Consider the following 23,584-nt stretch of genomic DNA (forward strand, 5'->3'; position numbering starts at 1 on the left):
CTAGAGGCTTTGGCGCGAAACGAGGCGGTCCGGGTCAGCCGGCCGAAGAGGGATCAAGCGAGTCTGCCGCGGCCGCACAGGTCTGCCACAGTGCACAGCGGTCGCATGCGGGACGCGAGCGACAGACTGCCTTGCCCTGCTGGACAATCAGCGCATGGTACTCCTTGAGCAGAGGTACGTCAGGGCCAAGCGCCCGCTCGAAGGCGTCCCGGATCCGCTCATAGGGCTCCTTCCCGGCCAGCAGCCCCAGTCGGCTGAAGATCCGCCGGGTATAGGCATCCACTATGAAGACGGGCCGCTCGAAGGCGTAGAGCAGGATGTCGTCGGCGGTCTCGGGCCCAACCCCCTTCAGGCCCAGCAGCCAGGCCCGAAGCGCTGGCGTTGGGAGCCGATCCAGACCGGACAGGCCCCCGGCCTGCAGGTAGGCCTCGCAGAAAGATCTGAGACGCTGCGATTTGACGTTGAAATATCCCGAGGGACGGAGGGCATCGGCGAGCTCGTCCGAATCCAGCCTCAGGATCGCCTCGGCACTGAGCGGGATGCGCGCCTGCAGCCGCATCAAGGCGCGCTCGACATTCGTCCAGGCGGTGTTCTGCGTGAGGATCGCCCCGACCATGATCTCGAACGCACTCTCGGCCGGCCACCAGTCTTGCGGGCCGAAGCATGCGACCAGCACCTCGTGAACCCGGCGGAGGGCCTCGGGCTCCACACGGACCTCTTACGAGAGTGAGTCAGTCTTGGTCACGACAACCACACCCTGCGCTGAGACGGTGAAACGCTCGCGGTCTGACTTGAGATCAAGACCGATCTGGGCCCGCGCTGGGATCTCCACCTCCTTCTCCACGACACAGTTGCGCAGGTGAGCGCCCGGTCCGACTACGACGCCGTTAAACAGGATCGATGCCTCGACGATCGCCCCGTCATCGACGCGAACCTTGGGGAACAGGACCGAGTGATTGACCCCGCCGCCGCTGATGACCGTACCCGCCGCCAGCATCGAATTGACGAAGATGCCCTCGTTTCCGCTGGCGGCGCCAGGCACGGTGCGGGCGGGAGGGTACTGACCTTGGTAGGTATGAATGTTCCAGTCGGCCTGGTAGAGATCCAATGGGGGTTCGGCCCGCAGCAGGGCCATGTTGGCCTGATAGTAGGCATCGATCGACGACAGATCGCACCAGTATCGATCCGGGGTTACGCGGCCCCTCGCCTGGCCGAAGCGGTAGGCAACGACCCGATTCGCGGCGCTCAGGGGTGCGATGAAATCAAGCGCGAGATCCCGGTCGGCACCGGCGCTGACCGTGCCTGCGGCGTCCGTGCGCAGCGGATCGGTCCGGGCCATCTCGGCCAAGAGGAACCGACGATCGAAAACATAGACGCCCATGGTCTCGAGGCGCTCGGCCTCGCTCGCCGCCGTCTCGCCGTTCTGGGTGCCGGCCGGAGCGGGTCGGGCGAATCCGCTGATGAGATCGGCATCGGTCAGCTCGACGCCGGCCTGCGTCCCGGAGCCGGTGCCCTTCACCGCACGCACCGCGACGGTGATCTCGGCCTTCGACTCGACATGCGCCCGCACCAGCTCGGCGTAGTCCATCCGATAGACGGCCCCCCCGTCCAGCACCAGCACCTGGCGGGCGCGGCTGCGTTCGATCAGATAACGGTTTTGCCGAATCGCATCGAAGGGACCGGCATACCACTCCTGGCTCTCACGCATCTGGGGCGGCACCGGGGTGATGAATTCACCTAGCTCCGGGTTGAAGATCGACCAGCCATCGCGCAGGTGCTTGTGCAGCGAATGACTCTTGTATTGGGTCAACACCAGGACCTGGCGCAGCCCGGAATGCAGACAGTTCGCCAACGTAAAGTCGATGACGCGGAACTTCCCCCCAAAGGGAACCGCCGCCTTGGTGCGGTGCTCGGTCAGAGGCTCGGGGCCCGTACCGCGATCGATGGCAAGGACCAGAATGAGCGTGTCGTAAGACATAGCGAACCGGAATCACCGACGGGACCCCTTGTCCCGGCGCACAGTCTAGCGGGGACCCGGCACGAAAAGCCAGTCGCAATGGCGATGCCGACTGAATCCGCCCGTGCAACAAACCAGCTCGGAATCGCACGACTGCGATTGCCCGACCATTTTTTGTTCAACGACCTGGCGACATCGCATTCAGCGGGTGACATGCCAGGCCAGGACCGGAAGCGCAATCAATCGGCCTATCGCTACGCCGCGTCCAGGCGCTCGAGGGCAGGCACCGGTTTGGGGTGCAAGGCCTCGATCAGGACCGATCGACCGGTCATCTCGGTCGGTCTCGGCAACCCCATGAGATCCAAAACGGTCGGGGCGACGTCGGCAAGGCTGCCGGAGGACGCCAGGGTCCAGCGGGATTTGTCCACGACCAGCAGAGGGACGGGATGGGTCGTATGCTGGGTGTGGGGCTCGTCGGTCTCGGGGTCGACCATGAGATCGCAGTTGCCGTGGTCGGCCGTGACCAAGGCGGAGTAGCCATGCGCCACCGCCGCATCGAGTACCTGACCGACGGCACGATCGAGCGCCTCGACCGCCCGAATCGCGGCTGGCTGGTCACCTGTATGCCCCACCATATCGCCGTTGGCAAAGTTGACGACCAGGAAGCCATAGCGGACGCTGCGGATGGCCTCCACGACGGCGTTTGCAACCTGCGGGGCGCTCATCTCGGGCTTCAGGTCATAGGTTGCCACCTTCGGGGACGGAATGAGACGGTGTTCTTCACCAGGCGCGAGGTCCTGGCTGCCCCCATTGAAGAAGAAGGTGACATGGGCGTATTTCTCCGTCTCCGCACAATGGAGCTGGGGGATGCCTAGCCCCCCCAGGATGCGATTGAGCGCCGCACCCGGCGTCTCGGGCGTAAAGGCGAAAGGCAACAGGAGATCGCGGTCGTACTGCATCATGCACGTCAGATCGAGCCGCGGATGGCGCCCTCGGTCGAAGCCGTCGAAATCCGGGGTCGCCAAGGCAGCCACCATCTGACGCGGGCGATCCTTGCGAAAATTGAATGAGACCACGACATCGTCGTCGCTCAGCCCGCGAAAGCCGCCGATGACGGTGGGCTGGATGAACTCATCGTTCTCCCCGGCGGCGTAGGCGGCATTGATGGCGTCGCGGGCGGAGGCGGCGCCCCGTCCCTTCCCGAGCACCAAGGCGCGCCAGGCGCGCTCGGTGCGTTCCCAGCGCCGATCGCGGTCCATCGCATAGAAGCGCCCCGCGAGCGTGGCGATCCGACCCGGCCCGCGGCCAAGCGCCTGCTCGAGCGGAGCAAGATACTGGAAGGCCGACTGAGGCGGCGTATCCCGGCCGTCCGCGACCATATGGACCACGGGCTCGACGCCCTTTTTCTGGCACATCTGAATCAACGCGAGCAAGTGGCTCAGATGGCTGTGGACCCCTCCTTCGGAGACCAGGCCGAGGAGATGCAACGGACGACTTCGACCCTTCGCCTCCGCCAGCGCCTTCGACAGCGCCGCGTTGTTCGAGAAGGTCCCGTCGGCGATCGCGTCGTTGATGAGGACCAGGTCCTGGCGGATGACGCAGCCGGTGCCGAGCGTCATGTGCCCGACTTCCGAGTTACCCATCTGCCCCTCTGGCAGACCCACAGCAGGACCCGACGCGGTGAGGACCGTGAAGGGATACCGGAAGTAGTATTCGTCGAGCCGCGGGGTGCTCGCCAAAGCAACCGCATTGTTGAGCTTGCTTGGGTTGATGCCGACGCCGTCCATGATCACGACGACGACGGGCCGTCTCGGAACCAACTGTTGACCATTCATGGGTCTCAATCACTCACGAGTTGAGTTGCGGGGAACGCGGATGGCCCAAAGGCATGCAAACGCAGTACCGACGGGTCGGGACAGAAACCACGGAACTCCCGCGGCAAGGCGCCGATGGCGGCCAACTGGCGCGCCTCATATCCGCCAGACCCATCCCGATGATCGACAGGGGCACCTTGTCTACACCCGAGCCTTCTGCCCCCTGCAGGGGCAATCGCCGCCCGACACGCCCCGACAGGGTGCAGGTCGACACGAGCGCGTCAGTGTGATCCCCGGGCCGCGGCATCCATGACCTCCTTCATGTCCCGAACAGCGCGGTCGAGACCCGAGAAGATCGCACGGGCGACAATGGCGTGCCCGATGTTCAGCTCGCGGACCCCGCGGATGGCGGCGATCGCCTTCACGTTGTGGTAGTCCAACCCATGTCCGGCATTGACCTGCAGTCCCAGAGCGAGACCCAGCTCCACCCCGCGACGGATTCGCGCCAAGGCACTGGAACACTCAAACCGCGTGCGGGCGTCCGCATACTGGCCGGTATGGATCTCGATCACGGGGGCACCGACGGCATGCGCCGCCTCGATCTGGGCGGGCTCGGCGTCGACGAAGAGGGATACGCGGATCCCGGACTCGGCAAGGCGTGCGCAGAACTCGCGCAGGGCAGGAACGTTGGCCGTCACGTCCAAACCGCCCTCGGTGGTGAGCTCCTCGCGGCGCTCCGGCACCAGACAGCAGTCGGCGGGGCGCAGGCGACAGGCGATTTCGCCCATCTCCGGCGTGGGTGCCATCTCGAGGTTCATGCGGGTCTGTAAGATGCCGCAGAGCAGCTCCACATCGCGCTCCTGAATGTGGCGCCGATCCTCGCGTAGATGCAGTGTGATCGAGTCCGCGCCGGCCTGCTCGGCCACCAGCGCGGCCTGGATCGGCTCTGGATAACGGGTCCCGCGCGCACGACGGATCGTGGCGACATGGTCGATGTTGACGCCGAGCAGGACCTCGGCAGGTGTCTGGTTGATCAAAGCTCACGACTCCGATTCACGATCCCCGGTCGAAAAGGTTTGCGACATCCCGGCACTGATCCCTGACGCCGGCGGCTGACGCGCTGCCGGCTTGGCCTCAGCAGCGGCCCAGCGACGGAACAGCTCGCGGCTCTTCAAGGGTCGTCCGCCAAGATGGGGCTCGAGCACGCGGCGCAGAAGGGCTCGGGCCTCGCGGATCTGAGGCGGCGACAGGGGCATACCCTTCGAAAGGGCCAGCAATGTAGCCCCGGACAGGGTCTGCCCGGCGTCATTCACGGCGGCCCGCCGTACGCCGTATCCCGGATCAAGCGCATAGATGCCATCGGCGACGACGGCGCCCCCCCCCCCTGCCTCGACATCCAACGCCAGTCCATAGCCGAGCTCATCGAGCAGCCGGATCTCGAATTGCCGCAGAACGGTCTCCTGATCCTCATCTTCCGCCAAGGCGGCGAGTGCGGAATGGTAGAAGGCGAACAACGGGTCGTGCGGATCATCGCGACCGAGGAGTCGCACCAGCAGCTCGTTGAGGTACAACCCACACCAGAGTGAGCGGCCGGACAGACCGATGGCCGGTCCCGCAGCCTCCACGCGCGTCAGGGTGCGGACCTCACCGCGCCCGATAACGTCCAGCCACAAGGGCTGAAACGGCTGCAGCAGGGCGCTTCCCGGATTGCGGGGGCGCCGCGCACCTCTGGCGATGGCTGGGATGCGGCCGAGATCGATGGCGAATATCTCCAGCAGGAGACTGGTGTTGCCATAGTCTCGCCGGTGAAGCACGAAGGCTTGGAGCAGGGACCCTGGATCGGTCACGGCGACGCGTCACTCATCCCCATAGCCGAGGCGGGTCAAAGCCTCCTCGTCACTTGACCAGCTCTTCTTGACCTTGACCCAGACCTCCAGGTGCACGGGGTAGCCAAACAGCTTTTGCATCTCGAGCCGGGCCTGGGTCGCGGCAGCCTTGAGCGCCTCGCCTTGGCGACCGATGATGATGGCCTTCTGACTGGGGCGCTCAACCCAGATCAGGGCATGGATCCTGTAGCGCTGGTCGATCTCCTCGAAGCGCTCGATCTCCACCGTCGTGCGGTAGGGCAGCTCCTCGCCGTAACGCTGCACCAGTTGCTCGCGCACCAGCTCGGCGGCAAAGAAACGCTCCGAGCGGTCGGTGATCTGGTCTTCGGGGAAGGCAGGCTCGCCCTCGGGCAAGGCCCGCAGCAGGGCGAGCTCCAGTGCATCGGTCTGATCTCCGGTCCTCGCCGAAACGGGGACGAGCTCCACGAACCCATGGCGTTGCCCGAGTCGCTGCAGGAAGGGCAGCAGATCTTCCTTGTTGACGACACGGTCCACTTTGTTGACAGCGACGATCGCCGGTACGCCCGCGGTGACGATGGCCTCGAGGGCCGCGTCATCTTCGCCCGTCCAGCGCAGCGCCTCGACCACGAAGAGCACCAGGTCAGTTTCGCTGATCGCCGTGCGCGCCGCACGATTCAGATAGCGGTTCAGCGCACTGCCCCCGCGGTGGTGAATCCCCGGTGTATCGACGAAGAGGATCTGTCCCTCCGGCCGCGTCCTGATCCCGAGAATCGAATGGCGGGTCGTCTGCGCCTTGTGCGAGGTGATGGCGAGCTTATGCCCCATCAATCGGTTGAGCAGGGTCGACTTGCCGACATTGGGCCGCCCGATGATGGCCACCGTCCCACAGCGACCTCCCCGCGACTCAGACATGTCCGATCCGCTCCAGCATCGCCTGTGCCGCCGCCTGCTCGGCGCGGCGTCGTGTTCCGCCCTCGGCGCGCGTACAGAGGTCCGCATCGCTCAAGGTGCAGCTGACGAGAAAGGTCTGGGCATGGGGGTCACCACCGATCGCCTCGACGCGGTACTCAGGGAGCGGCCGCCGTTGAGCCTGAAGCCACTCCTGCAGGCGGGTCTTGGGGTCTTTCGCGGACTGCGTCGCACCGGTTTGGTCAAGCCGGGGACGAAACAGACGAAGCACCAGCTCGCGGGCCGAGGCGAAGCCCGCGTCCAGGTAGGCAGCGCCCAACAAGGCCTCGAAGGCATCGGCCAGAATCGAGTCTCGCGCGTAGCCGCCGGTGCGCAGCTCCCCGCCCCCGAGCGTCAGGTAGTTGCCCAGGTCCAGCCCGCGGGCGAGTCGCGCCAACGTCTCCCGCTTAACCAGCGATGCCCGCATCCGGCTCAGGGTTCCCTCATCCGCATCCGGAAAGCGCTCCCAGAGTGCCTCGGCAATCACGAAGCCGATGAGGGCGTCCCCGAGAAACTCCAACCGCTCATTGTTGGATGGTCCCGCGCTGCGGTGCGTGAGCGCCTGCTCGAGCAGATCTGCCCGCGTGAATCCTTGTCCGATGGCGCGAGCGAGCCGTCTCGGATCGGCCGTCACGGCGCCTTCACTTCGACCTGGTGATCGAACGTCAAGACCGCATCGACGTTGTATAAGACATGCTGGCGCTGCTCGTAGTCGAGCTTCACCTCGTAGCTGTTCTCGCCCGTACGCGTGACCTTGAAATCCTTGGGAGTGACCTGTCCAACGTTGTTGATCTCCATCTGACGCGAGATCTGATTGACGATGCCACGAGCGCCGCCCTCGATGGGCTCCGAAGGGTTCGCGACGCGGTTCATGATGGACCTGACCGTCCAGAAGTTCATATAGGCCGGGCCCAACTTAAACAGAAGGGTGAGAAAAAAGGCGATGAGCGAGATGATGACAATCACCGACAGCATGCCCATTCCGCCCTGGTGTGTGCGCAGTCGCGATCTCACAGACGCCTCCGATCGGTTTGACTCATGATGCTGTATACACCACATGTCGCTCGGTCCTCGAGCGGCCTATGCGGTGCGCCGATATCGCTTGGCCTTTGAGCCAGACGCTTGATTGCGTTTCCCCCGAGTTGCAACGACGACACGTCGCCGAACGGGGGATGAATCGGGAGACCCCGTCTTCCGGCTCCATGCTGATTCCTCGCCAGGATGGCCGATCAATCAGCCGCTGCATAGGGAGCTTACTCGATGCCCTCACCCAGCCGGCCCCATGCGATCGGCAACCCGTCACGGCCGCCGTCCCAATGCATCCAGATTGCGAATGCCTTCCCGACAAGGTTGCCCGCCGGCACGAAGCCCCAGCAGCGGCTGTCATTGCTGTTGTCCCGATTGTCGCCCATCACGAAATACTGGCCTTCCGGGACCTTGATCGGGCCGTACGCCAGCATCCGGCAACCCGGGGGGAGGTCCGGGGCATTGGGGCGCGTCAGGATGTGGTGCTCGACGCTGCCGAGCCGCTCCAGCGCCTCGCGCGCACCGGTCATCTCGGCCCCCGATCCCACACCTGTAAAGGACCCGACCGGCAATTGCGCCACGGGCTCACCATTGCGATAGATCGTCTTGTGACGGTAGCCGATCTCGTCGCCCGGAACGCCCACCACGCGCTTGATGTAATCGGTCGACTGATCCTGGGGAAATTTAAAGACCACCACGTCGCCGACTGCGGGGTCGCCGATGTCAATGAATACGCTGTTGAGGATCGGCCAACGCAGACCATAGGAAAACTTATTGACAAGGATGAAGTCACCTGTCAGGAGGGTCGGCATCATCGAGTTCGAGGGAATTCGAAAGGGCTCGACTAGAAAGGAGCGCAGAATCAGGACGGCAAAAATGACAGGAAAAAAGGAGCGGGCATACTCGACCAAGACAGGTTCTTTGCGGGCGGACCTGCGATCCTCCGCCACCGCGCCTGTGCCGACAGCGACCTCGGCCAGGCGCCGCCGACGCGGCGCGAACAGGAGTGCATCGATCAGCCAGATGCCGCCCGTCACGGCGGATGCCAGCACCAAAAACGCGGGGAAATCGAAAGTCATGGGTCTGTTTGTCGGGGCTCTCTGTTCGTTGGCGGGACCGCGTCCTCACGGACCCGGCACATCGGCCGAAGCCTGGTCAATTATCCTTCCCGACCTTTAGCACGGCAAGAAAGGCCTCCTGAGGGATCTCGACCCGACCGACCTGTTTCATTCGACGCTTGCCGGCTTTTTGTTTTTCCAGGAGCTTGCGTTTTCGAGTCACATCGCCGCCGTAGCATTTCGCCGTGACGTTCTTGCGCAAGGGCTTGACCGTGGTTCGCGCGATGATCTTGGTGCCGATCGCCGCCTGGATCGCCACCTCGAACATCTGGCGTGGAATCAGCTCCTTCATCCGCTCGGTGACGTCCCGTCCGCGACCCTGCGCGAGGGCGCGGTGGACAATCGAGGAGAGCGAGTCCACCTTGTCGCCGTTGATCAGGACATCCAGCTTGACCAGATCCGTCGCCTGGAAGCGCTTGAGCTCGTACTCGAACGAAGCGAACCCTCGACTGACCGATTTGAGCCGGTCGAAGAAGTCGAGCACGACCTCGCTCAGGGGCAGCTCGTAGCTGACCTGCACCTGCCCCCCGAGATACTGGATCTGCTTCTGCACGCCCCGCTTCTCGATGCAGAGATTGATGACCGCGCCCAGGTAATCCTGCGGGACCAGGATATGGGCCTCGATGATCGGTTCGCGAATCTCTCGGATCTTGCCCGGATCCGGCAGGTTCGCCGGATTGTCGATCTTGATGAGCTCACCGTCGGTTCGCAGCACCTCGTAGACGACGGTCGGTGCGGTCGTGATTAGGTCCAGATCGTATTCGCGCTCAAGCCGCTCCTGGATAATCTCCATGTGCAGCATGCCGAGAAAACCGCAGCGAAAGCCGAATCCCAAGGCTTGCGAGACCTCGGGCTCATAGTAGAGAGCGGCGTCATTGAGCCTCAGCTTGCCGAGCGCCTCGCGCAAGTCGTCATAGTCGTCTGAGATCACCGTATAGAGTCCGGCGAACACCCGCGGGCGCATCTCCTTGAAGCCCGGAAGCTTGGCCGCCGGGGCATCGGGACGCGTGATGGTGTCCCCCACCGGTGCGCCGTCGATCTCCTTGATGCCGGCCACCATGAAGCCGACCTCGCCCGCACCGAGACCCTCCCGCTCCGTCTTCTTCGGCGTGAAGACGCCGAGCGCGTCGACCTGGTGGGTCCGTCCGGTCGACATGATCAGGACCTTGTCTCGGCGACGCATCTCGCCGTTCATGACACGCACGAGAGAGACCACACCCACGTAGGGGTCGAACCAGGAATCGATGATCAAGGCCTGCAAGGCCGCGCTCCGGTCACCGCGCGGCGGCGGGATGCGCTCGATCAGCGCTTCGAGGAGATCGGGGATCCCCTCGCCGGTCTTGGCACTCACCCGGAGTGCATGCTCGGCCTCCAGGCCGATGATCTCTTCGATCTCCGTGATCACACGCTCCGGCTCGGCCGAAGGCAGATCGATCTTGTTCAGGACCGGCAGGACCTCGAGACCCTGCTCAATGGCGGTGTAGCAGTTGGCCACGCTCTGGGCCTCGACACCCTGAGCGGCATCCACGACGAGCAAGGCACCCTCGCAGGCAGCAAGCGACCGCGACACCTCATAGGAGAAGTCGACATGGCCCGGCGTGTCGATAAAATTCAGCTGATAGATCTCACCGTTACGGGCGCGGTAGTCGAGCGTCACACTCTGTGCCTTGATGGTGATCCCACGCTCGCGTTCCAGGTCCATCGAATCGAGCACCTGGCTCGACATCTCACGGTCTGTCAGTGCACCGCTGAGCTGGATGAAACGGTCGGCGATAGTCGACTTGCCGTGATCGATATGGGCGATGATCGAGAAATTTCGGATATGACTCAGGTCTGCCATGAAGATACAGGTCGCCCGGGGACGCGTTGACAGCACGCGGGAGGATCAAGGCCGAGCCGGTCGGCGCGGTGCGCTTGGGTATCGCGAATGGCAGGCGATCATAGCAGACAGGCCGGACCGGCGCAGCGAGGAACCGGGCGTCAAGCACCCGGCCCCAGGCTGCAGGAGGGCTCGATCGCGCAGCGGTGTCCGTTTTGAGGTCCGGACACGTGCGCCCTCACGGAACCCGAATCGCGTAAAACATCCGACCCTCGCCGCGCTGCACCAGAACCGCCACGGAGCGACCTGCCGGAATGGACTCCAGGATCCGGTTGAATTGGTCCACGTCTTTGATCATCTCCTTGTCGAGCATCAGGATCAGATCACCGGCGCTCAGACCCGCCTGCTCCGCCGGACCTGGCTCAACCCCCTCTACCAGCACGCCCCCGCTGGCGACCGCGAGCTGCTCTCTCTGCTCGACCGTTGGTTCGCTCACGATCAGGCCGAGCCGATTTGCCCGGTCCTTCTCGGGCTCACTCACCCGGCCGGCGAGCTGCTCTTCATCGGGGAGCTCACCAATCTCCACCTCAAGCTCGAGGAGCTCGCCGCTTCGGAGGACCTGGAGGATCCTCCGCTCCCCGACCGGCGTGATCCCCACCATCGGTGGCAACGAGCTGGAGGTCAGGACATCCCGGCCGTTGTAGGCGAGGATCACATCACCCGGCAGGACCTCCGCCGCCTCGGCCGGACTGCCTGGCAGAACCTGGGCAACCAAGGCACCGCGGGGCTGCGTCATTCCGAAGGTCTCGGCAAGCTCGCGCGTCACGTCCTGGATCAGAACGCCCAACCAGCCGCGGCTCACCCGTCCGGTGGTCTTCAGCTGCTCCACGACATCCATCGCAACGTCGATCGGGATCGCGAAGGACAGCCCCATGAAACCACCGGTGCGGCTATAGATCTGGCTGTTGACTCCAACCACCTCGCCGGCGAGATTAAACAGGGGACCGCCCGAGTTGCCCGGGTTGATCGCCACATCGGTCTGAATGAAAGGGACGTAATTCTCGCTCGGCAGGCTCCTGCCAATGGCACTGACGATCCCCGCGGTGGCCGAGGACTCGAAGCCGAACGGCGAGCCGATGGCCAAGACCCACTCACCCACCTTGAGGTCCCTTGGGGAGGCGACCTTGACGGCGGGAAGATCCTCTCCTTCGATCTTAAGGAGGGCGATGTCGCTTCGCTTGTCCGTCCCGATAAGCTCGGCAACGAACTCGCGCCGGTCGCTGGTGCGCACGATGATCTCGTCGGCGCCTTCCACGACATGCGAGTTGGTCAACACGAACCCATCGGTCGACACGATGAAGCCCGAGCCGAGCGAGCGCGCCTGGGAACGGTCGTCGGGCAGCTCGCCATCCTCGCCGAAGAAATGACGGAAGAAGTCCTGCAGCGGGCTGTCCTCGGGGAGATCCGGGACCGAAAAGTCGTGCAGCTGCTGTGACGCGGCCGGCGACTGTTTGGTGCTGATGTTGACAACCGAGGGGCCGTTCTCGGCGACCAGGTCGATGAAATCCGGCAAGCTACGACTGGCGGCGAGGCCCGGCACAAGCGCACAGCAGACCAGTGCCGCAAAGGCGATATACGAGGTTGGAGTGGGACGCATGGCTGCTCCAAATAGGGGTCGATGATTTCGGTTGTCCGCCGCGGGCTGGAAGACGCGGATGATCGGCCATCCCGGGACCATATCAAGACGCGCGTCCCCTGTTCCGGTTGGAACCGCGTGGGCGAGCGACAGGGTGGACAGGGGAAGACGAAAGCCGGACTAGGGTGTCGACCGGATCTCGATCCGCGCTCCAAGATCGAGCCGGCGGACCACCACGGCCTGATACTCCGGGCGGTTGCGCGACCCCGCACTGTAACCGCGCAGCCACAGCAACGCCAGAGCAAAACCGCATGCTGCGCCCAGCAGCGCAGCCAGGTCAGCCGTGCGAGCACCCAGGGCCCCACCTGCAACCTGCTCGCCGAACAGCGCGCCAGCGACCAGGCCCGAAACGGGCACCAGATAGACCGCAAGCGATGCCCTCAGCAGCCCCTGCTCGGAGATGCCGAGCATGACCCGCTCCCCGACCACCGCCTGCGCTTGATTCAGAGCGCGAACCCGGTTGGGTCGGCTGCCGAGGAAACGCTCGATCAGGGACGTGCCGCACCCGTCCCGGGCGGCGCATCCGCTGCAGACGGATCGTCGCTCGGTCCGCACCTCCGCATGGATGCCATCGGTCGCGACCACGGTACCCGGCTCCTCGATCACCGCGCCGACTCCGTCGCCAGTCGGGCACCGGCAACCGCGGCCTCGACGGTCCCGGCGGGCACTTCGCCGACGGCCGTCACCTGATACCCATCCACCTGGCGTCCGGCCGCGTGGACCGCGCCGGTATGCGTCGAGCCCGACAATCCGTCCCGCGTGTCGGACTCGATGTAGACGGAATACGCCGACAGCCGGTCTGTAAACAGAAAGTGCTCAACCTCGGCGCCATCCGGACGATCCATCACGCCGTGGCTCACCAGCTGGAAACCCAGCGGGGGCGCGTCGAAGCGCCACTGACCGGCGACCTGGGTGGCCGGTGCCGTTCGGGGACCGGCGAGCGGCGCAACCGGCGGATTCGCGTCGGCTTCGCCGACCGTGATGGTGGTAAACATCAATTGCTCGAGCGCCTGCTCGGACCGGTCGATGAGATCGGACTTGAGGGGCAAGGCAGTCTCCGTGTCGATGTAGAAGCGGTAGCCGTATCTCAGATCATCACGCGGGATGATGCCGACCACGTGGGTCTCACGACCGGCGACTCGCGCCATGCCCGGGATTTCGATCCGGTAGTAGGCGCCGAGCAACGCCGGATTGATCCCCTCGGTGTTGAGCAGCGTCCCCGCCCCGCCCTGACGCTTGACCGAGATCGGATGGCCATCGGGCAAGACGCACATGACACGGTCACGGTCACGCTCGCGCGTGACCGCCCGGAGCGGACCGTTGAGCGAGACCAGCCGCTCTTGGACCATGCCGCCCTCGATCCGGTGCGCGAGATGCAGTGACTCGAGCCGATTCTCATGCGAGTAAATCAGCGTCCCCTCGTAATCGAGGGACCTCAGGGCCTGCGCCATGCGCCCGAGCAGGTCACTGGCAAGCTCTGTCAAATCGTCTGCCCGGACCGCGTGCGCCGGAAGAACCAGGCAGAGGAGACCGACGAGCGGCGCCAGCGCGCGCCCGCTACCGTCCCGCTTCATAACCCACGAACGTCGCATACGGCAGCATCCCCTTGGCCCCGGCCATGGGAGCCGTCTCTTGATGGGTCACGAGAAACAGATCCAGCTTGCTCGCCAAATCGGGACGATCGATATCCCAACGCTTCGCCGGAAGTACCGCGGCGGGCTGTTGGGCGACGACCTGCGGTGCAATGCCGACCTCCGGCTGAAATGTTGCAGCCCCCTTGAACCAAGTCGGGAGGATGAAGACTGCGATGAATACAGCAGCTGCCGCGAGCGCACCCCCCGCGAAGGGGGCCAACCTGACCCGCCTCTCAACGGTCGGACGTCGCGGTGCGAGCACTGTCGGCTCATCTTCGATACGCGCACGAACTGTGTCGGCCAGCGACCGAGTCAGCGCCTCGACGCGCTCGCCGCGAATCGCAAGACCGATCAGATGGTAGCGCTCCCAGATTCCACGAAGGTTGCGATCGCGCATCAGGGCGTCCACGAGGCGCGACGCGCTGTCGGTATCGAGCTCGCCATCCTGGAGTGCGGAGATGCGTTGTCGTTGCTCGTCGATCATTGCTTCACGCCTGAAGTGAAATCGTCGGTTGGGTGACAACTCGATCGACAAACCAGACCCGCGTGTAGAGGCCCTGCCGTCGATCCGTTCTGATCCGGCCGCCACGCTTTCGGCCGCTGCAAATACGGGCGATCCGAGCGACATGCGCTTTGCGCGCGGTCCCGTCCGCGGCCGCGCCGCCGGCGCCCCTCTCCGGCTGATCGTTGCCGGTTGGACGGCAGAGGCACCTCAAGGTTCGAGCAGCGGCCGCAGCCGCTTGTCGATGGCGTCCCGGGCGCGGAAAATGCGGGAGCGGACCGTGCCGATCGGGCACTCCATCGCGGTTGCAATCTCCTCATAGCTCATACCTTCGAATTCGCGCAGGACAATGGCGGTGCGGAGATCATCGGGCAGATCATCGAGGGCGCGCTGAACGGTCTCCGCGATCTCGTCAGTCAGGAGGTGGCGTTCGGGTGTGCCCGACTCCCGCAGTCGCGTCCCCATGTCCATCTGCTCGGCCAGCTCCGCATCGACATCATCGCCCGGCGGCCGCCGCCCTTGGGCGACGAGATGGTTCTTCACCGTGTTCACGGCAATCCGGTAAAGCCAGGTGTAGAAGGCACTCTCCCCGCGAAAGGCCGGCAACGCGCGGTACGCCTTCAGAAAGGCCTCCTGGCTCACGTCAAGCACCTCGCTCGGGTCGCGGATATACCTCGAGATCAGATTCGCCACCTTCTGTTGATACTTCAGCACAAGAAGGTCGAATGCGCGCTTATCGCCGGTTTGGGCGCGCACCACGAGCTCCTGATCGGCGATGCGCTCAGACATGGACGCAAGCCTCGATACGACTGGCCGGCGTTTCCGTTGGCATGGACAATTCCCCGATTCGGAAGTTCGTGAGCAGGCTGAGGTGTGGCCGCAGGCTGCCGAATAAAGCAGCAAACCTTGATCTGAGCCATTAAATCGGTGAGTTTACGGCAACCCGCTCGGTCGCCCAAACCTGCCACACCGGGGCCGGCGTCGCGACCAAGGGGCAAGAACCGACGACAACCCCGCTCACGCGCAGCGAAGGCCTCGACCATGTCCGTTACCCCTCACCGCCATGATGTCCTGATCCTCGGCAGCGGCGCCGCGGGTTTGAGCCTTGCACTGCGGCTCGACGACGACTTGTCAGTCGCCGTGGTGTCAAAGCGTGAGCTCAAGGAGGGCAGCACCCTCTACGCCCAAGGCGGCATCTCGGCAGTGCTGGACGCGGCCGACTCGGTGGACTCTCACGTCCAAGACACCCTCAGGGCCGGTGCGGGACTCTGCGACCGCAAGGTGGTCAAACAGGTCGTCGAGCGCGGCCCAGCCAACATCAGGTGGCTGCTCGACCAAGGCGTCCAGTTCACGCGCGATGAGGCGCGTGGCTCAGCCGGGGGCTATCATCTCACCCGGGAAGGCGGTCACACCCATCGACGTGTCGTGCACGCCGCCGACGCCACCGGCCGGGCGGTCGCCACCACGCTGGAGGCGCAGGTCCGCGCCAAGGCAAGCGTGACCCTGTTCGAGCAGCACATCGCCATCGACCTGATCACCTCCAGGCATGTGTCCGGGAGCAAGGATCATCGTTGTCTCGGCGCCTACATCCTGGACCTCGGAACCGGAAAGGTCGAGGTCTATCTGGCCCGGTTCGTCGTCCTCGCCACCGGGGGCGCGAACAAGGTCTATCTCTACACGAGCAATCCGGACGTCTCGACGGGCGACGGGATCGCGATGGCCTGGCGCGCCGGATGTCGGGTCGCGAACATGGAGTTCATGCAGTTTCACCCGACCTGCCTCTATCATCGGCAGGCTCGCTCCTTCTTGATCACCGAGGCCCTGCGCGGGGAAGGTGCACGCCTCCTGCTCCCCGACGGTGAACGCTTCATGCCCCGGTTCGATCCGCGGGCCGAGTTGGCCCCGCGCGACATCGTCGCACGCGCGATCGACCACGAGATGAAGCGGCTCGGCACCGCTTACGTCTATCTCGACATCTCGCATCGGCCGCCCGACTTCGTCATTGAGCATTTTCCGACCATCTATCACCGTTGTCTGGAGCTCGGGATCGACATCACCAAGGACCCCATCCCGGTGGTCCCCGCTGCGCACTACACCTGCGGCGGCGTCATGGTCGACGGCCGCGCCCGCACCGATCTGCCGGGGCTTTACGCCAGCGGCGAGACAGCCTATACGGGCCTGCACGGCGCCAATCGGATGGCCAGCAACTCGCTGCTTGAATGTCTGGTCTACTCGGAGCTGGCGGCACAAGACATCGCGCGCCTCACAGCCGAATCCGCGCATCCGCCGGATGTCCCGCCGTGGGATGAGAGCCGGGTCACCGAGCCCGACGAAGAGGTGGTGGTGTCGCACAACTGGGACGAGCTGCGCCGTTTCATGTGGGACTATGTGGGTATCGTCCGCACCAACAAGCGCCTGCGCCGGGCCAAGCGACGCGCCGATCTGCTGCAGCAGGAGGTGATCGAGTACTACAGCAATTTCCGCGTGAGCAACGACCTGATCGAGCTGCGCAACCTGCTCGAGGTTGCGGATCTGATCATCCAATCCGCGCTGCGTCGGCGCGAGAGCCGCGGGCTCCACTACACCCTCGACTATCCTCAGAAGGACCCCAGTCAACGCAGTCCCACGATCCTGATCCCGGACACCTACCGGCCCCGATCCGGCGTGTGAGGCTGCCCAAGGCGGGCACCCGGGGCTTTGGTGCTCTGACGCGGCGGCGACCGAGGCGGGGAACGAGTCGGAAACCGCCCTTCCTCGGCACGCCGCGACTCGCGTGCCGATGTCGCTGGGGGGACGGCCAATCGCCCGCGGGTGCGAGTGATTTTTCAATCCTCAAGATTGATAGGAGATCAAGACGACCCTTTGTCCAGTCGGTTATATTGCGATGTTATGTCGAGGATTGGCAAAGCATGGACGGGCATGCGAGACCGCTCGCCCAGCCAGGTGATCCGCCTTGGCCAAACGCCACTCAACCGCGGCGGGCCGCCATCCGGCCGGGCGGCCGCAATCGATGCATTGATCGGAGAACGAGCACCATGACCGACTATGTCCGCTGGCTCAGCGAGCTCGGAATGGACGACGTCCCCGTCGTCGGCGGCAAGAACGCGTCGCTTGGCGAGATGATCCAGAACCTGACCGACGTCGGTGTCCTGGTCCCCGGCGGTTTCGCAACGACAGCGGACGCCTATCGCGAATTCCTTGCGAAAGACGGGCTCGATGAGCGAATCCAGGCGATCCTGGACGACCTGGACGTGGATGACGTGTCGACCTTGGCGGAGGCGGGCGCGCGCATTCGCGGATGGGTCATCGACCAGCCCTTCCCGCCCGCGCTGGAGTCCGCCATCGACGACGCCTTCGCCCGTCTGACCGCGGAGTCCCACGGCGCCGCGGTCTCCTGGGCGGTGCGCTCCTCGGCCACGGCCGAGGATCTCCCCGATGCCTCCTTCGCCGGCCAGCAGGAGACCTTCCTCAATGTCCAGGGATTGGACCACGTCAAGCATCGCATCAAGGAGGTGTTTGCCTCGCTGTTCAACGATCGGGCGATTGCCTATCGCGTCCACCAAGGCTTCGAGCACCGTCATGTCGCCCTCTCGGCCGGTATCCAACAGATGGTGCGCAGTGATCTCGCGGCCTCAGGGGTCGTGTTCACGCTGGACACCGAGTCGGGTTTTCGCGATGCCGTCTTCATCACTGCAAGCTACGGACTTGGCGAGATGGTCGTGCAGGGCGCGGTGAATCCAGACGAGTTCTACATCCACAAACCGACGCTCGCCGCCGGCCGCCCAGCGATTCTGCGCCGCAGCGTCGGCGACAAGGCGATCCGAATGGTCTACGACGGCACCGACGCGAAGAGTCCGGTGCGCACCGAGGATGTTGCGGAGGCGGATCGCCGGGTCTTCTGCATCAGCGATGCGGAGGTCGAGCAGCTCGCGCGCCAAGCCGTTCTGATCGAGGCGCACTATGGCCGGCCGATGGACATCGAATGGGCGAAGGACGGCAACGACGGCAGGATCTATATCCTCCAAGCGCGACCCGAGACGGTCCAGAGCCGTTCTGGCAATGTCATCGAGCGCTATGTCCTGCGCGAGCGCGGCCCGGTGCTCACGACCGGACGCAGCATCGGAAGCCGCATCGGCGCCGGCACGGCGAAGGTGGTCTCCAGCATCGCGGACATGCACCGGGTCAGGGCGGGCGATGTCCTGGTCACAGACATGACCGACCCGGACTGGGAGCCGGTCATGAAGCGCGCGGCTGCCATCGTGACCAATCGAGGGGGGAGGACCTGTCACGCGGCCATCATCGCCCGCGAGCTGGGAGTGCCGGCCGTGGTCGGCTGCAACGATGCCACCGACGTCGTCAAAGACGGCCAGCCCGTCACCATCAGTTGCGCCGAGGGCGATACCGGGGTGATCTACGACGGTAAGCTGGACTTCGACTACAAGACCATCGAGCTCTCGGCCATGCCAGAGATCCCGGTCAAGATCATGATGAACGTGGGCAACCCGGACCGTGCCTTCGCCTTCGCGGCGACGCCGAGCTCGGGCATCGGGCTGGCACGCCTGGAGTTCATCATCAATAACACCATCGGGATCCATCCCAAGGCCCTGCTTGAGCTCGACCAGCTGCCGGCCGATCTCCGCGCGCAGATCGCGCCGCGTATCGCCGCCTATTCGAGTCCGCGCGAGTTCTACGTCGCCAAGCTTGCGGAAGGCATCTCCACGCTGGCCGCGGCCTTCGCGCCCCACGCCGTCATCGTGCGGATGTCGGACTTCAAGTCCAACGAGTACGCCAACCTGATCGGGGGGCCGCGTTACGAGCCGCAGGAAGAGAATCCCATGATCGGCTTCCGCGGTGCAGGACGGTATGTCGCCCCCGGCTTCAAGGCGTGTTTCGAGCTCGAATGCGAGGCCCTCAAGCGGGTGCGCGACGACATGGGCCTGACCAACGTCGAGATCATGATCCCCTTCGTGCGCACCCTCAAGCAAGCCAAGGCGGTCGTCGATGCGCTTGCGGAGCAGGGCCTGGAGCGCGGCAAGAACGGCCTGCGCCTCATCATGATGTGTGAGCTGCCTTCCAACGCCGTGCTGGCCGAGGAGTTCCTGGCGTATTTCGACGGCTTCTCCATCGGCTCGAACGACATGACGCAGCTGACCCTGGGCCTCGATCGCGATTCCAGCCTAGTCGCAGACAGCTTCGACGAGCGCGACCCGGCGGTGAAGAAGATGCTAGCGATGGCGATCGCCGCCTGCCGCGCCCAAGGCAAGTATGTCGGCATCTGCGGACAGGGGCCTTCTGACCACAAGGACTTCGCGGACTGGCTGCTCAAGGAGGGGATCACGAGCATCTCCCTCAACCCGGACACCGTGATCGACACCTGGATCTATCTCGCGGAGCAGGCGAAGACACTCTGAGCGGCTGGAAAGCCGGATGGGCTAAGCGACCCGGCGCGCATCGCCGCCACCGGCGTCGCTGCCGAAGGCGGGAGCCGTCAAGATCGCCCGACTGCGTCGTGCCCATCCTCCAACGGCCCGCATCGGCATGAAGGTTCAGCCTATCTCCGCGCGCCGCATGCGGCGCGATCGGGGGCAGGCGGGTTCTGCCGCCCATGGAGTCCCTCAAGACCCGTGCGGTCCCGTCAGGTCCCAGATCGCCGGTGAATGATAGAGGCGGGCGAGCTGCAGCTCGCGCTGGATCTCCATCTCGCGCGGCAGATGGTCGCCGAACCGGGTGAACAGCTCCTCCTGGTCGTTGGTCTCGTGGCGGGCGGCCTCGCGCTCGATGTTCATGATCGAGTAGAAGCTGTCCCGATCGAAGTCCAATCCATCCCAGTTGAAGGCGTCATAGTCCGGCATCCAACCGAGCGGACTCTCGAGGGCAGCGCCACAGTCGTTGCAGCGCTTCACGATCCACTCCAGGACCCGCATGTTCTCGCTGAAACCCGGCCAGAGAAAGCGACCGTGCTCGTCCTTGCGAAACCAGTTGACGCGGAAGATCCGCGGCGGCGTGGCGACGCAGCGCCGGCCGATCCGCAACCAATGCCGCCAATAGTCGGCCATGTTGTAACCGCAAAAGGGCAGCATCGCCATCGGGTCGCGGCGGACCGCGGCCTGACCGATCGCCGCCGCGGTGGCCTCCGACCCCATGGTCGCGGCGAGATACACACCGTGCTCCCAATTGTAGCTCTGGAACGCCAGCGGGAAGTGCCGACTGACCCGTCCGCCAAACAAGAAGGCGCTGATGGGTACACCCCTGGGGTTCTCCCATTCCGGATCGATCGACGGGCACGCCGCCGCCGGTGCGGTAAAGCGCGCGTTCGGGTGCGCCGCCGGCCGACCACAGCCGGGCGTCCAATCCTCGCCCTTCCAGTCGATCAGGTGATCAGGCGGCTCTCGGGTCAGGCCCTCCCACCAGACGTCGCCGTCGTCGGTCAGCGCACAGTTGGTGAAGATCGCGTTCTCGCGCAACGCCGCCAGTGCGTTTGGATTGGATTCCTCGTTGGTGCCCGGAGCCACCCCAAAGAGACCGAACTCCGGATTGATGGCGTAGAAGCGCCCGTCGGCCGGATTCGGCTTGATCCAGGCGATGTCGTCGCCGACCGTCGTCACCTTCCAGCCCTCGAACCCCTTGGGCGGGATCAGCATCGCGAAGTTGGTCTTCCCGCAGGCGCTGGGGAAGGCCGCCGCCACATAGCGCTTCTCGTGCTCGGGGGATTCGACGCCCAGCACGAGCATGTGCTCGGCCAGCCAACCCTCGTCGCGCGCCATCACCGAGGCGATGCGCAGCGCGAAACACTTCTTGCCGAGCAGCGCATTTCCTCCGTAGCCACTCCCAAAGGACCAGATCTCCCGCGTCTCCGGAAAGTGGGTGATGTATTTGTCCTGGATGTTGGCCGCGCAGGGCCAAGGCACATCCCGCTCGCCGGGCTGCAACGGCGCACCAACCGAGTGCACGCACGGCACGAACTCACCATGATCGCCCAGTGCATCGAGGACCGGCTGGCCCATCCGGGTCATGATCCGCTGATTGACAACCACATAAGGCGAGTCGGTGATCTGCACACCAATGTGGGCGATCGGCGACCCGATCGGCCCCATGCTGAACGGGATGACGTAGAGCGTGCGTCCGCGCATACAATCCTTGAAGAGACCCTTGAGCAGCGCCTTCGCCTTGCGCGGCTCCAGCCAGTTGTTGGTCGGTCCGGCATCCTCCTCGCGCAGCGAGCAGATGAAGGTCCGATCCTCCACGCGCGCCACATCGCTCGGATGCGAGCGTGCGAGGTAGCTGTTGGGACGCTTCTCGGGGTTCAGCCGCACGAAGGTCCCGCCTTCGACCATTGTGTGGCACAGTCGGTCGTACTCCTCCTGAGAGCCGTCGCACCAATAAATGCGATCAGGCTGGCAGAGCTCCGCCAACTGGGTCACCCAGTCCAGCAGATGACGATTTTGCGTACGGGTTTCCCCGTCGTGCCTGGTGGTCATGAATGACTCCTCAACGATTGAGCGCGCATGAGACGAGCGCCAACAACAAAGAGACGACGCACCCGCCGTTTCACGGATCGCCGCGATGCCGCTGATCGAGACACCGTGGCCAAGATCAACCCCTCGTGGTCGCCTCGGGGCGAGGCTGATATATTGGCCATCCAGGCCAAGCACCAGCACGGCGCATCCTGCCCCGCACGGGACGCACTGAGTTTTTCAGCGCTGACTCAGGGATCACTCCGGACCAGCAGAGTCCGTCCCACCGTCCGGTGAGTAGGAGCTCGATCCTTGTGAAGTCTCAACCGGCCGCGCAAGCTTCGTACCATGATCGCTCGCCGGCCTTCGCTTCGGAGTCTATCCGACTCATCGCGATCAAACGAGACCCCATGGCAGCCGCCCGGGACCAACCGGCGGATCGGACCCGGACCGAAGGCCGTCGACGATGGTCGGGCTGACCCGAAAGGCGCTTGAAGCCGCACCACTCGGAGGTTTTCGATTAAAATTCCTGTTCCGGCACGCTTGCAGTCGGGCGATCCGGACCCCGGCCCCGCCTCTACCCAACGACGAGGGAGCCATCCCGTGCGCTATTCATCTCTCCTGCTGCTGGCTATGACTGCACTGCTGAGCGGCACGGCGGCTGCCGCAGACGACGCCGCCGTGGTCCGCATCTTCACCATCCCGGGGGACGCACAGGTGTTCGTCGACGGCGAACGCAAGGGGAGCTCGCCGGCCTCTGCCGAGGAGACCTTCCTGATTCGTCTGCCGCCTGGCGAGTACCGGATCGGTGCCCGCAAGAACGGCTTCGACCCGGCCGAACGGGAGCTCTTCGTCGCCGCAGGGACCGAGCAGACCGTCAAGCTCAGCCTGGCCCCCGAGATCGTCATGGTCCCCATCCCAGGCGGCTGCTTTGTCATGGGCAGTCCGGCCGAGGAACCGGAGCGCGACCCCGACGAGGGCCCGCAGCATGAGGTTTGCGTTCCGCCTTTCCAGCTCGGTCAGCGCGAGGTCACGTTTGCCGACTGGGATGCCTGTGTGATGGATCAAGGCTGCACCAAGAACCCGTCCGACGAGGGGTGGGGACGCGGGCAGCGCCCGGTGATCAACATCTCCTGGGAGGACGTGAACGAATACCTGCGCTGGCTGAACCGTCTCACCGGCATGGGCTACCGACTGCCTACAGAGGCGGAATGGGAGTATGCAGCGCGGGCGGGGACCACCACGCCGTTCAGCACCGGCAGCTGCATCGACACGGATCAGGCGAACTATGACGGGACGTTCGAATATGCGGGTTGCGGCGCACACACCGGTGTCAATCTGGGCCGGACCGCGCCGACCGGAAGCTATCCGGCCAACCCCTGGGGACTGTTCGACATGCACGGCAACGTCAACGAGCTGACCCTGGACTGCTGGAACGGCGGTTTCGACGGGGCACCGACCGACGGGAGTGCCTGGCTGGACGGCAATTGCACGCAACGCGTCATGCGCAGCGGCTCCTGGTACGGCTATGCGGGATACATGCGCTCCGCATATCGATGCCGCGCCGGCACCGGGTTCAGCCATCGCAGCATTGGCTTCAGGCTCGCCCGGACACCGGAGTCCTGAGACCGCGCGCGGCCGGCAATCGATCGGGCTCGTCATCAGAGCCGGAAGCCCCGCCGGCGATCCGCGCACCACTCGCGGTCGACCGGCCGTTTCCGTTCACCTGGCACCCCGGGTCAAGTGGCCGCCCGCCCATGCCTGCGCCC

General features: G+C 64.8%; 19 protein-coding genes. 3 read left to right on the forward strand and 16 right to left on the reverse strand.

Features of this window, described 5'->3' with window-relative positions; all coding sequences use genetic code 11:
* Nucleotides 1-34 precede the first annotated feature (34 nt).
* The 15 genes from LJE61_RS10515 to rpoE form a co-directional block, all read right to left on the reverse strand.
* The gene (locus LJE61_RS10515; RefSeq protein WP_296909863.1) at nucleotides 35-709 is read right to left on the reverse strand and encodes an endonuclease III domain-containing protein; all 675 of its coding nucleotides are present in this window, start codon (nucleotides 707-709) and stop codon (nucleotides 35-37) included.
* 9 nt (nucleotides 710-718) lie between these two features.
* Nucleotides 719-1,978 (reverse strand): GlgC family sugar phosphate nucleotidyltransferase, encoded by a 1,260-nt coding sequence (locus LJE61_RS10520; RefSeq protein ID WP_296909865.1) that lies wholly within the window; start codon nucleotides 1,976-1,978, stop codon nucleotides 719-721.
* 233 nt (nucleotides 1,979-2,211) lie between these two features.
* Nucleotides 2,212-3,792, reverse strand: coding sequence for a 2,3-bisphosphoglycerate-independent phosphoglycerate mutase (gene gpmI / locus LJE61_RS10525; RefSeq protein WP_296918341.1), 1,581 nt, complete (start codon nucleotides 3,790-3,792; stop codon nucleotides 2,212-2,214).
* A 260-nt stretch (nucleotides 3,793-4,052) separates the two neighbouring features.
* Nucleotides 4,053-4,808 carry a pyridoxine 5'-phosphate synthase gene (gene pdxJ, locus LJE61_RS10530; RefSeq protein ID WP_296909868.1) on the reverse strand — a complete coding sequence of 252 codons (756 nt, stop codon included), beginning with the start codon at nucleotides 4,806-4,808 and terminating at the stop codon, nucleotides 4,053-4,055.
* A 3-nt stretch (nucleotides 4,809-4,811) separates the two neighbouring features.
* A complete protein-coding gene (gene recO / locus LJE61_RS10535) occupies nucleotides 4,812-5,618 on the reverse strand; it encodes a DNA repair protein RecO (protein WP_296909870.1) in 807 nt (268 codons plus the stop codon).
* A gap of 9 nt (nucleotides 5,619-5,627) precedes the next feature.
* On the reverse strand, nucleotides 5,628-6,530 hold the full coding sequence (era, locus tag LJE61_RS10540; RefSeq protein WP_296918343.1) for a GTPase Era: 903 nt from the start codon (nucleotides 6,528-6,530) through the stop codon (nucleotides 5,628-5,630).
* Nucleotides 6,523-7,200: a ribonuclease III gene (rnc, locus tag LJE61_RS10545; RefSeq protein WP_296910244.1), complete on the reverse strand. Its 678-nt coding sequence runs from the start codon at nucleotides 7,198-7,200 to the stop codon at nucleotides 6,523-6,525. The genes era and rnc overlap by 8 nt, the downstream gene beginning before the upstream one ends.
* Nucleotides 7,197-7,580, reverse strand: a complete 384-nt coding sequence (locus tag LJE61_RS10550; protein ID WP_296918345.1) for a DUF4845 domain-containing protein — start codon at nucleotides 7,578-7,580, stop codon at nucleotides 7,197-7,199. Before LJE61_RS10550 ends, rnc begins: the two co-directional genes overlap by 4 nt.
* A gap of 239 nt (nucleotides 7,581-7,819) precedes the next feature.
* Complete coding sequence (gene lepB, locus LJE61_RS10555; RefSeq protein WP_296918347.1) at nucleotides 7,820-8,671, reverse strand: signal peptidase I; 852 nt, start codon at nucleotides 8,669-8,671, stop codon at nucleotides 7,820-7,822.
* Nucleotides 8,672-8,747: 76 nt separating this feature from the next.
* A complete protein-coding gene (gene lepA, locus LJE61_RS10560; RefSeq protein ID WP_296910240.1) occupies nucleotides 8,748-10,550 on the reverse strand; it encodes a translation elongation factor 4 in 1,803 nt (600 codons plus the stop codon).
* 217 nt (nucleotides 10,551-10,767) lie between these two features.
* Nucleotides 10,768-12,186 carry a DegQ family serine endoprotease gene (locus tag LJE61_RS10565; RefSeq protein WP_296910239.1) on the reverse strand — a complete coding sequence of 473 codons (1,419 nt, stop codon included), beginning with the start codon at nucleotides 12,184-12,186 and terminating at the stop codon, nucleotides 10,768-10,770.
* Nucleotides 12,187-12,345: 159 nt separating this feature from the next.
* Nucleotides 12,346-12,831, reverse strand: a complete 486-nt coding sequence (locus LJE61_RS10570) for a SoxR reducing system RseC family protein (protein WP_296910237.1) — start codon at nucleotides 12,829-12,831, stop codon at nucleotides 12,346-12,348.
* Entirely contained in the window at nucleotides 12,828-13,799 is a 972-nt protein-coding gene (locus tag LJE61_RS10575; protein ID WP_296918349.1) for a MucB/RseB family sigma factor regulatory protein, read from the reverse strand. Before LJE61_RS10575 ends, LJE61_RS10570 begins: the two co-directional genes overlap by 4 nt.
* Nucleotides 13,783-14,343 carry a sigma-E factor negative regulatory protein gene (locus LJE61_RS10580; protein ID WP_296910235.1) on the reverse strand — a complete coding sequence of 187 codons (561 nt, stop codon included), beginning with the start codon at nucleotides 14,341-14,343 and terminating at the stop codon, nucleotides 13,783-13,785. Before LJE61_RS10580 ends, LJE61_RS10575 begins: the two co-directional genes overlap by 17 nt.
* A gap of 228 nt (nucleotides 14,344-14,571) precedes the next feature.
* The gene (gene rpoE, locus LJE61_RS10585; RefSeq protein ID WP_296910233.1) at nucleotides 14,572-15,150 is read right to left on the reverse strand and encodes an RNA polymerase sigma factor RpoE; all 579 of its coding nucleotides are present in this window, start codon (nucleotides 15,148-15,150) and stop codon (nucleotides 14,572-14,574) included.
* A gap of 252 nt (nucleotides 15,151-15,402) precedes the next feature.
* On the opposite strand from rpoE, the gene nadB reads away from it, so the two are divergent.
* A complete protein-coding gene (gene nadB, locus LJE61_RS10590) occupies nucleotides 15,403-17,031 on the forward strand; it encodes an L-aspartate oxidase (protein ID WP_296910232.1) in 1,629 nt (542 codons plus the stop codon).
* Nucleotides 17,032-17,396: 365 nt separating this feature from the next.
* Nucleotides 17,397-19,772: a phosphoenolpyruvate synthase gene (gene ppsA / locus LJE61_RS10595; RefSeq protein ID WP_296918352.1), complete on the forward strand. Its 2,376-nt coding sequence runs from the start codon at nucleotides 17,397-17,399 to the stop codon at nucleotides 19,770-19,772.
* A 204-nt stretch (nucleotides 19,773-19,976) separates the two neighbouring features.
* Here the strand turns inward: ppsA and LJE61_RS10600 are convergent, their stop codons facing one another.
* Nucleotides 19,977-21,839, reverse strand: a complete 1,863-nt coding sequence (locus tag LJE61_RS10600; RefSeq protein ID WP_296910230.1) for a phosphoenolpyruvate carboxykinase (GTP) — start codon at nucleotides 21,837-21,839, stop codon at nucleotides 19,977-19,979.
* 579 nt (nucleotides 21,840-22,418) lie between these two features.
* Between LJE61_RS10600 and LJE61_RS10605 the strand changes: the two genes are divergently transcribed.
* On the forward strand, nucleotides 22,419-23,441 hold the full coding sequence (locus LJE61_RS10605; protein ID WP_296918355.1) for an SUMF1/EgtB/PvdO family nonheme iron enzyme: 1,023 nt from the start codon (nucleotides 22,419-22,421) through the stop codon (nucleotides 23,439-23,441).
* Nucleotides 23,442-23,584: the final 143 nt, after the last annotated feature.

The organism is Thiocapsa sp. (genome assembly GCF_022340925.1).
Taxonomy (GTDB): Bacteria; Pseudomonadota; Gammaproteobacteria; order Chromatiales; family Chromatiaceae; genus Thiocapsa.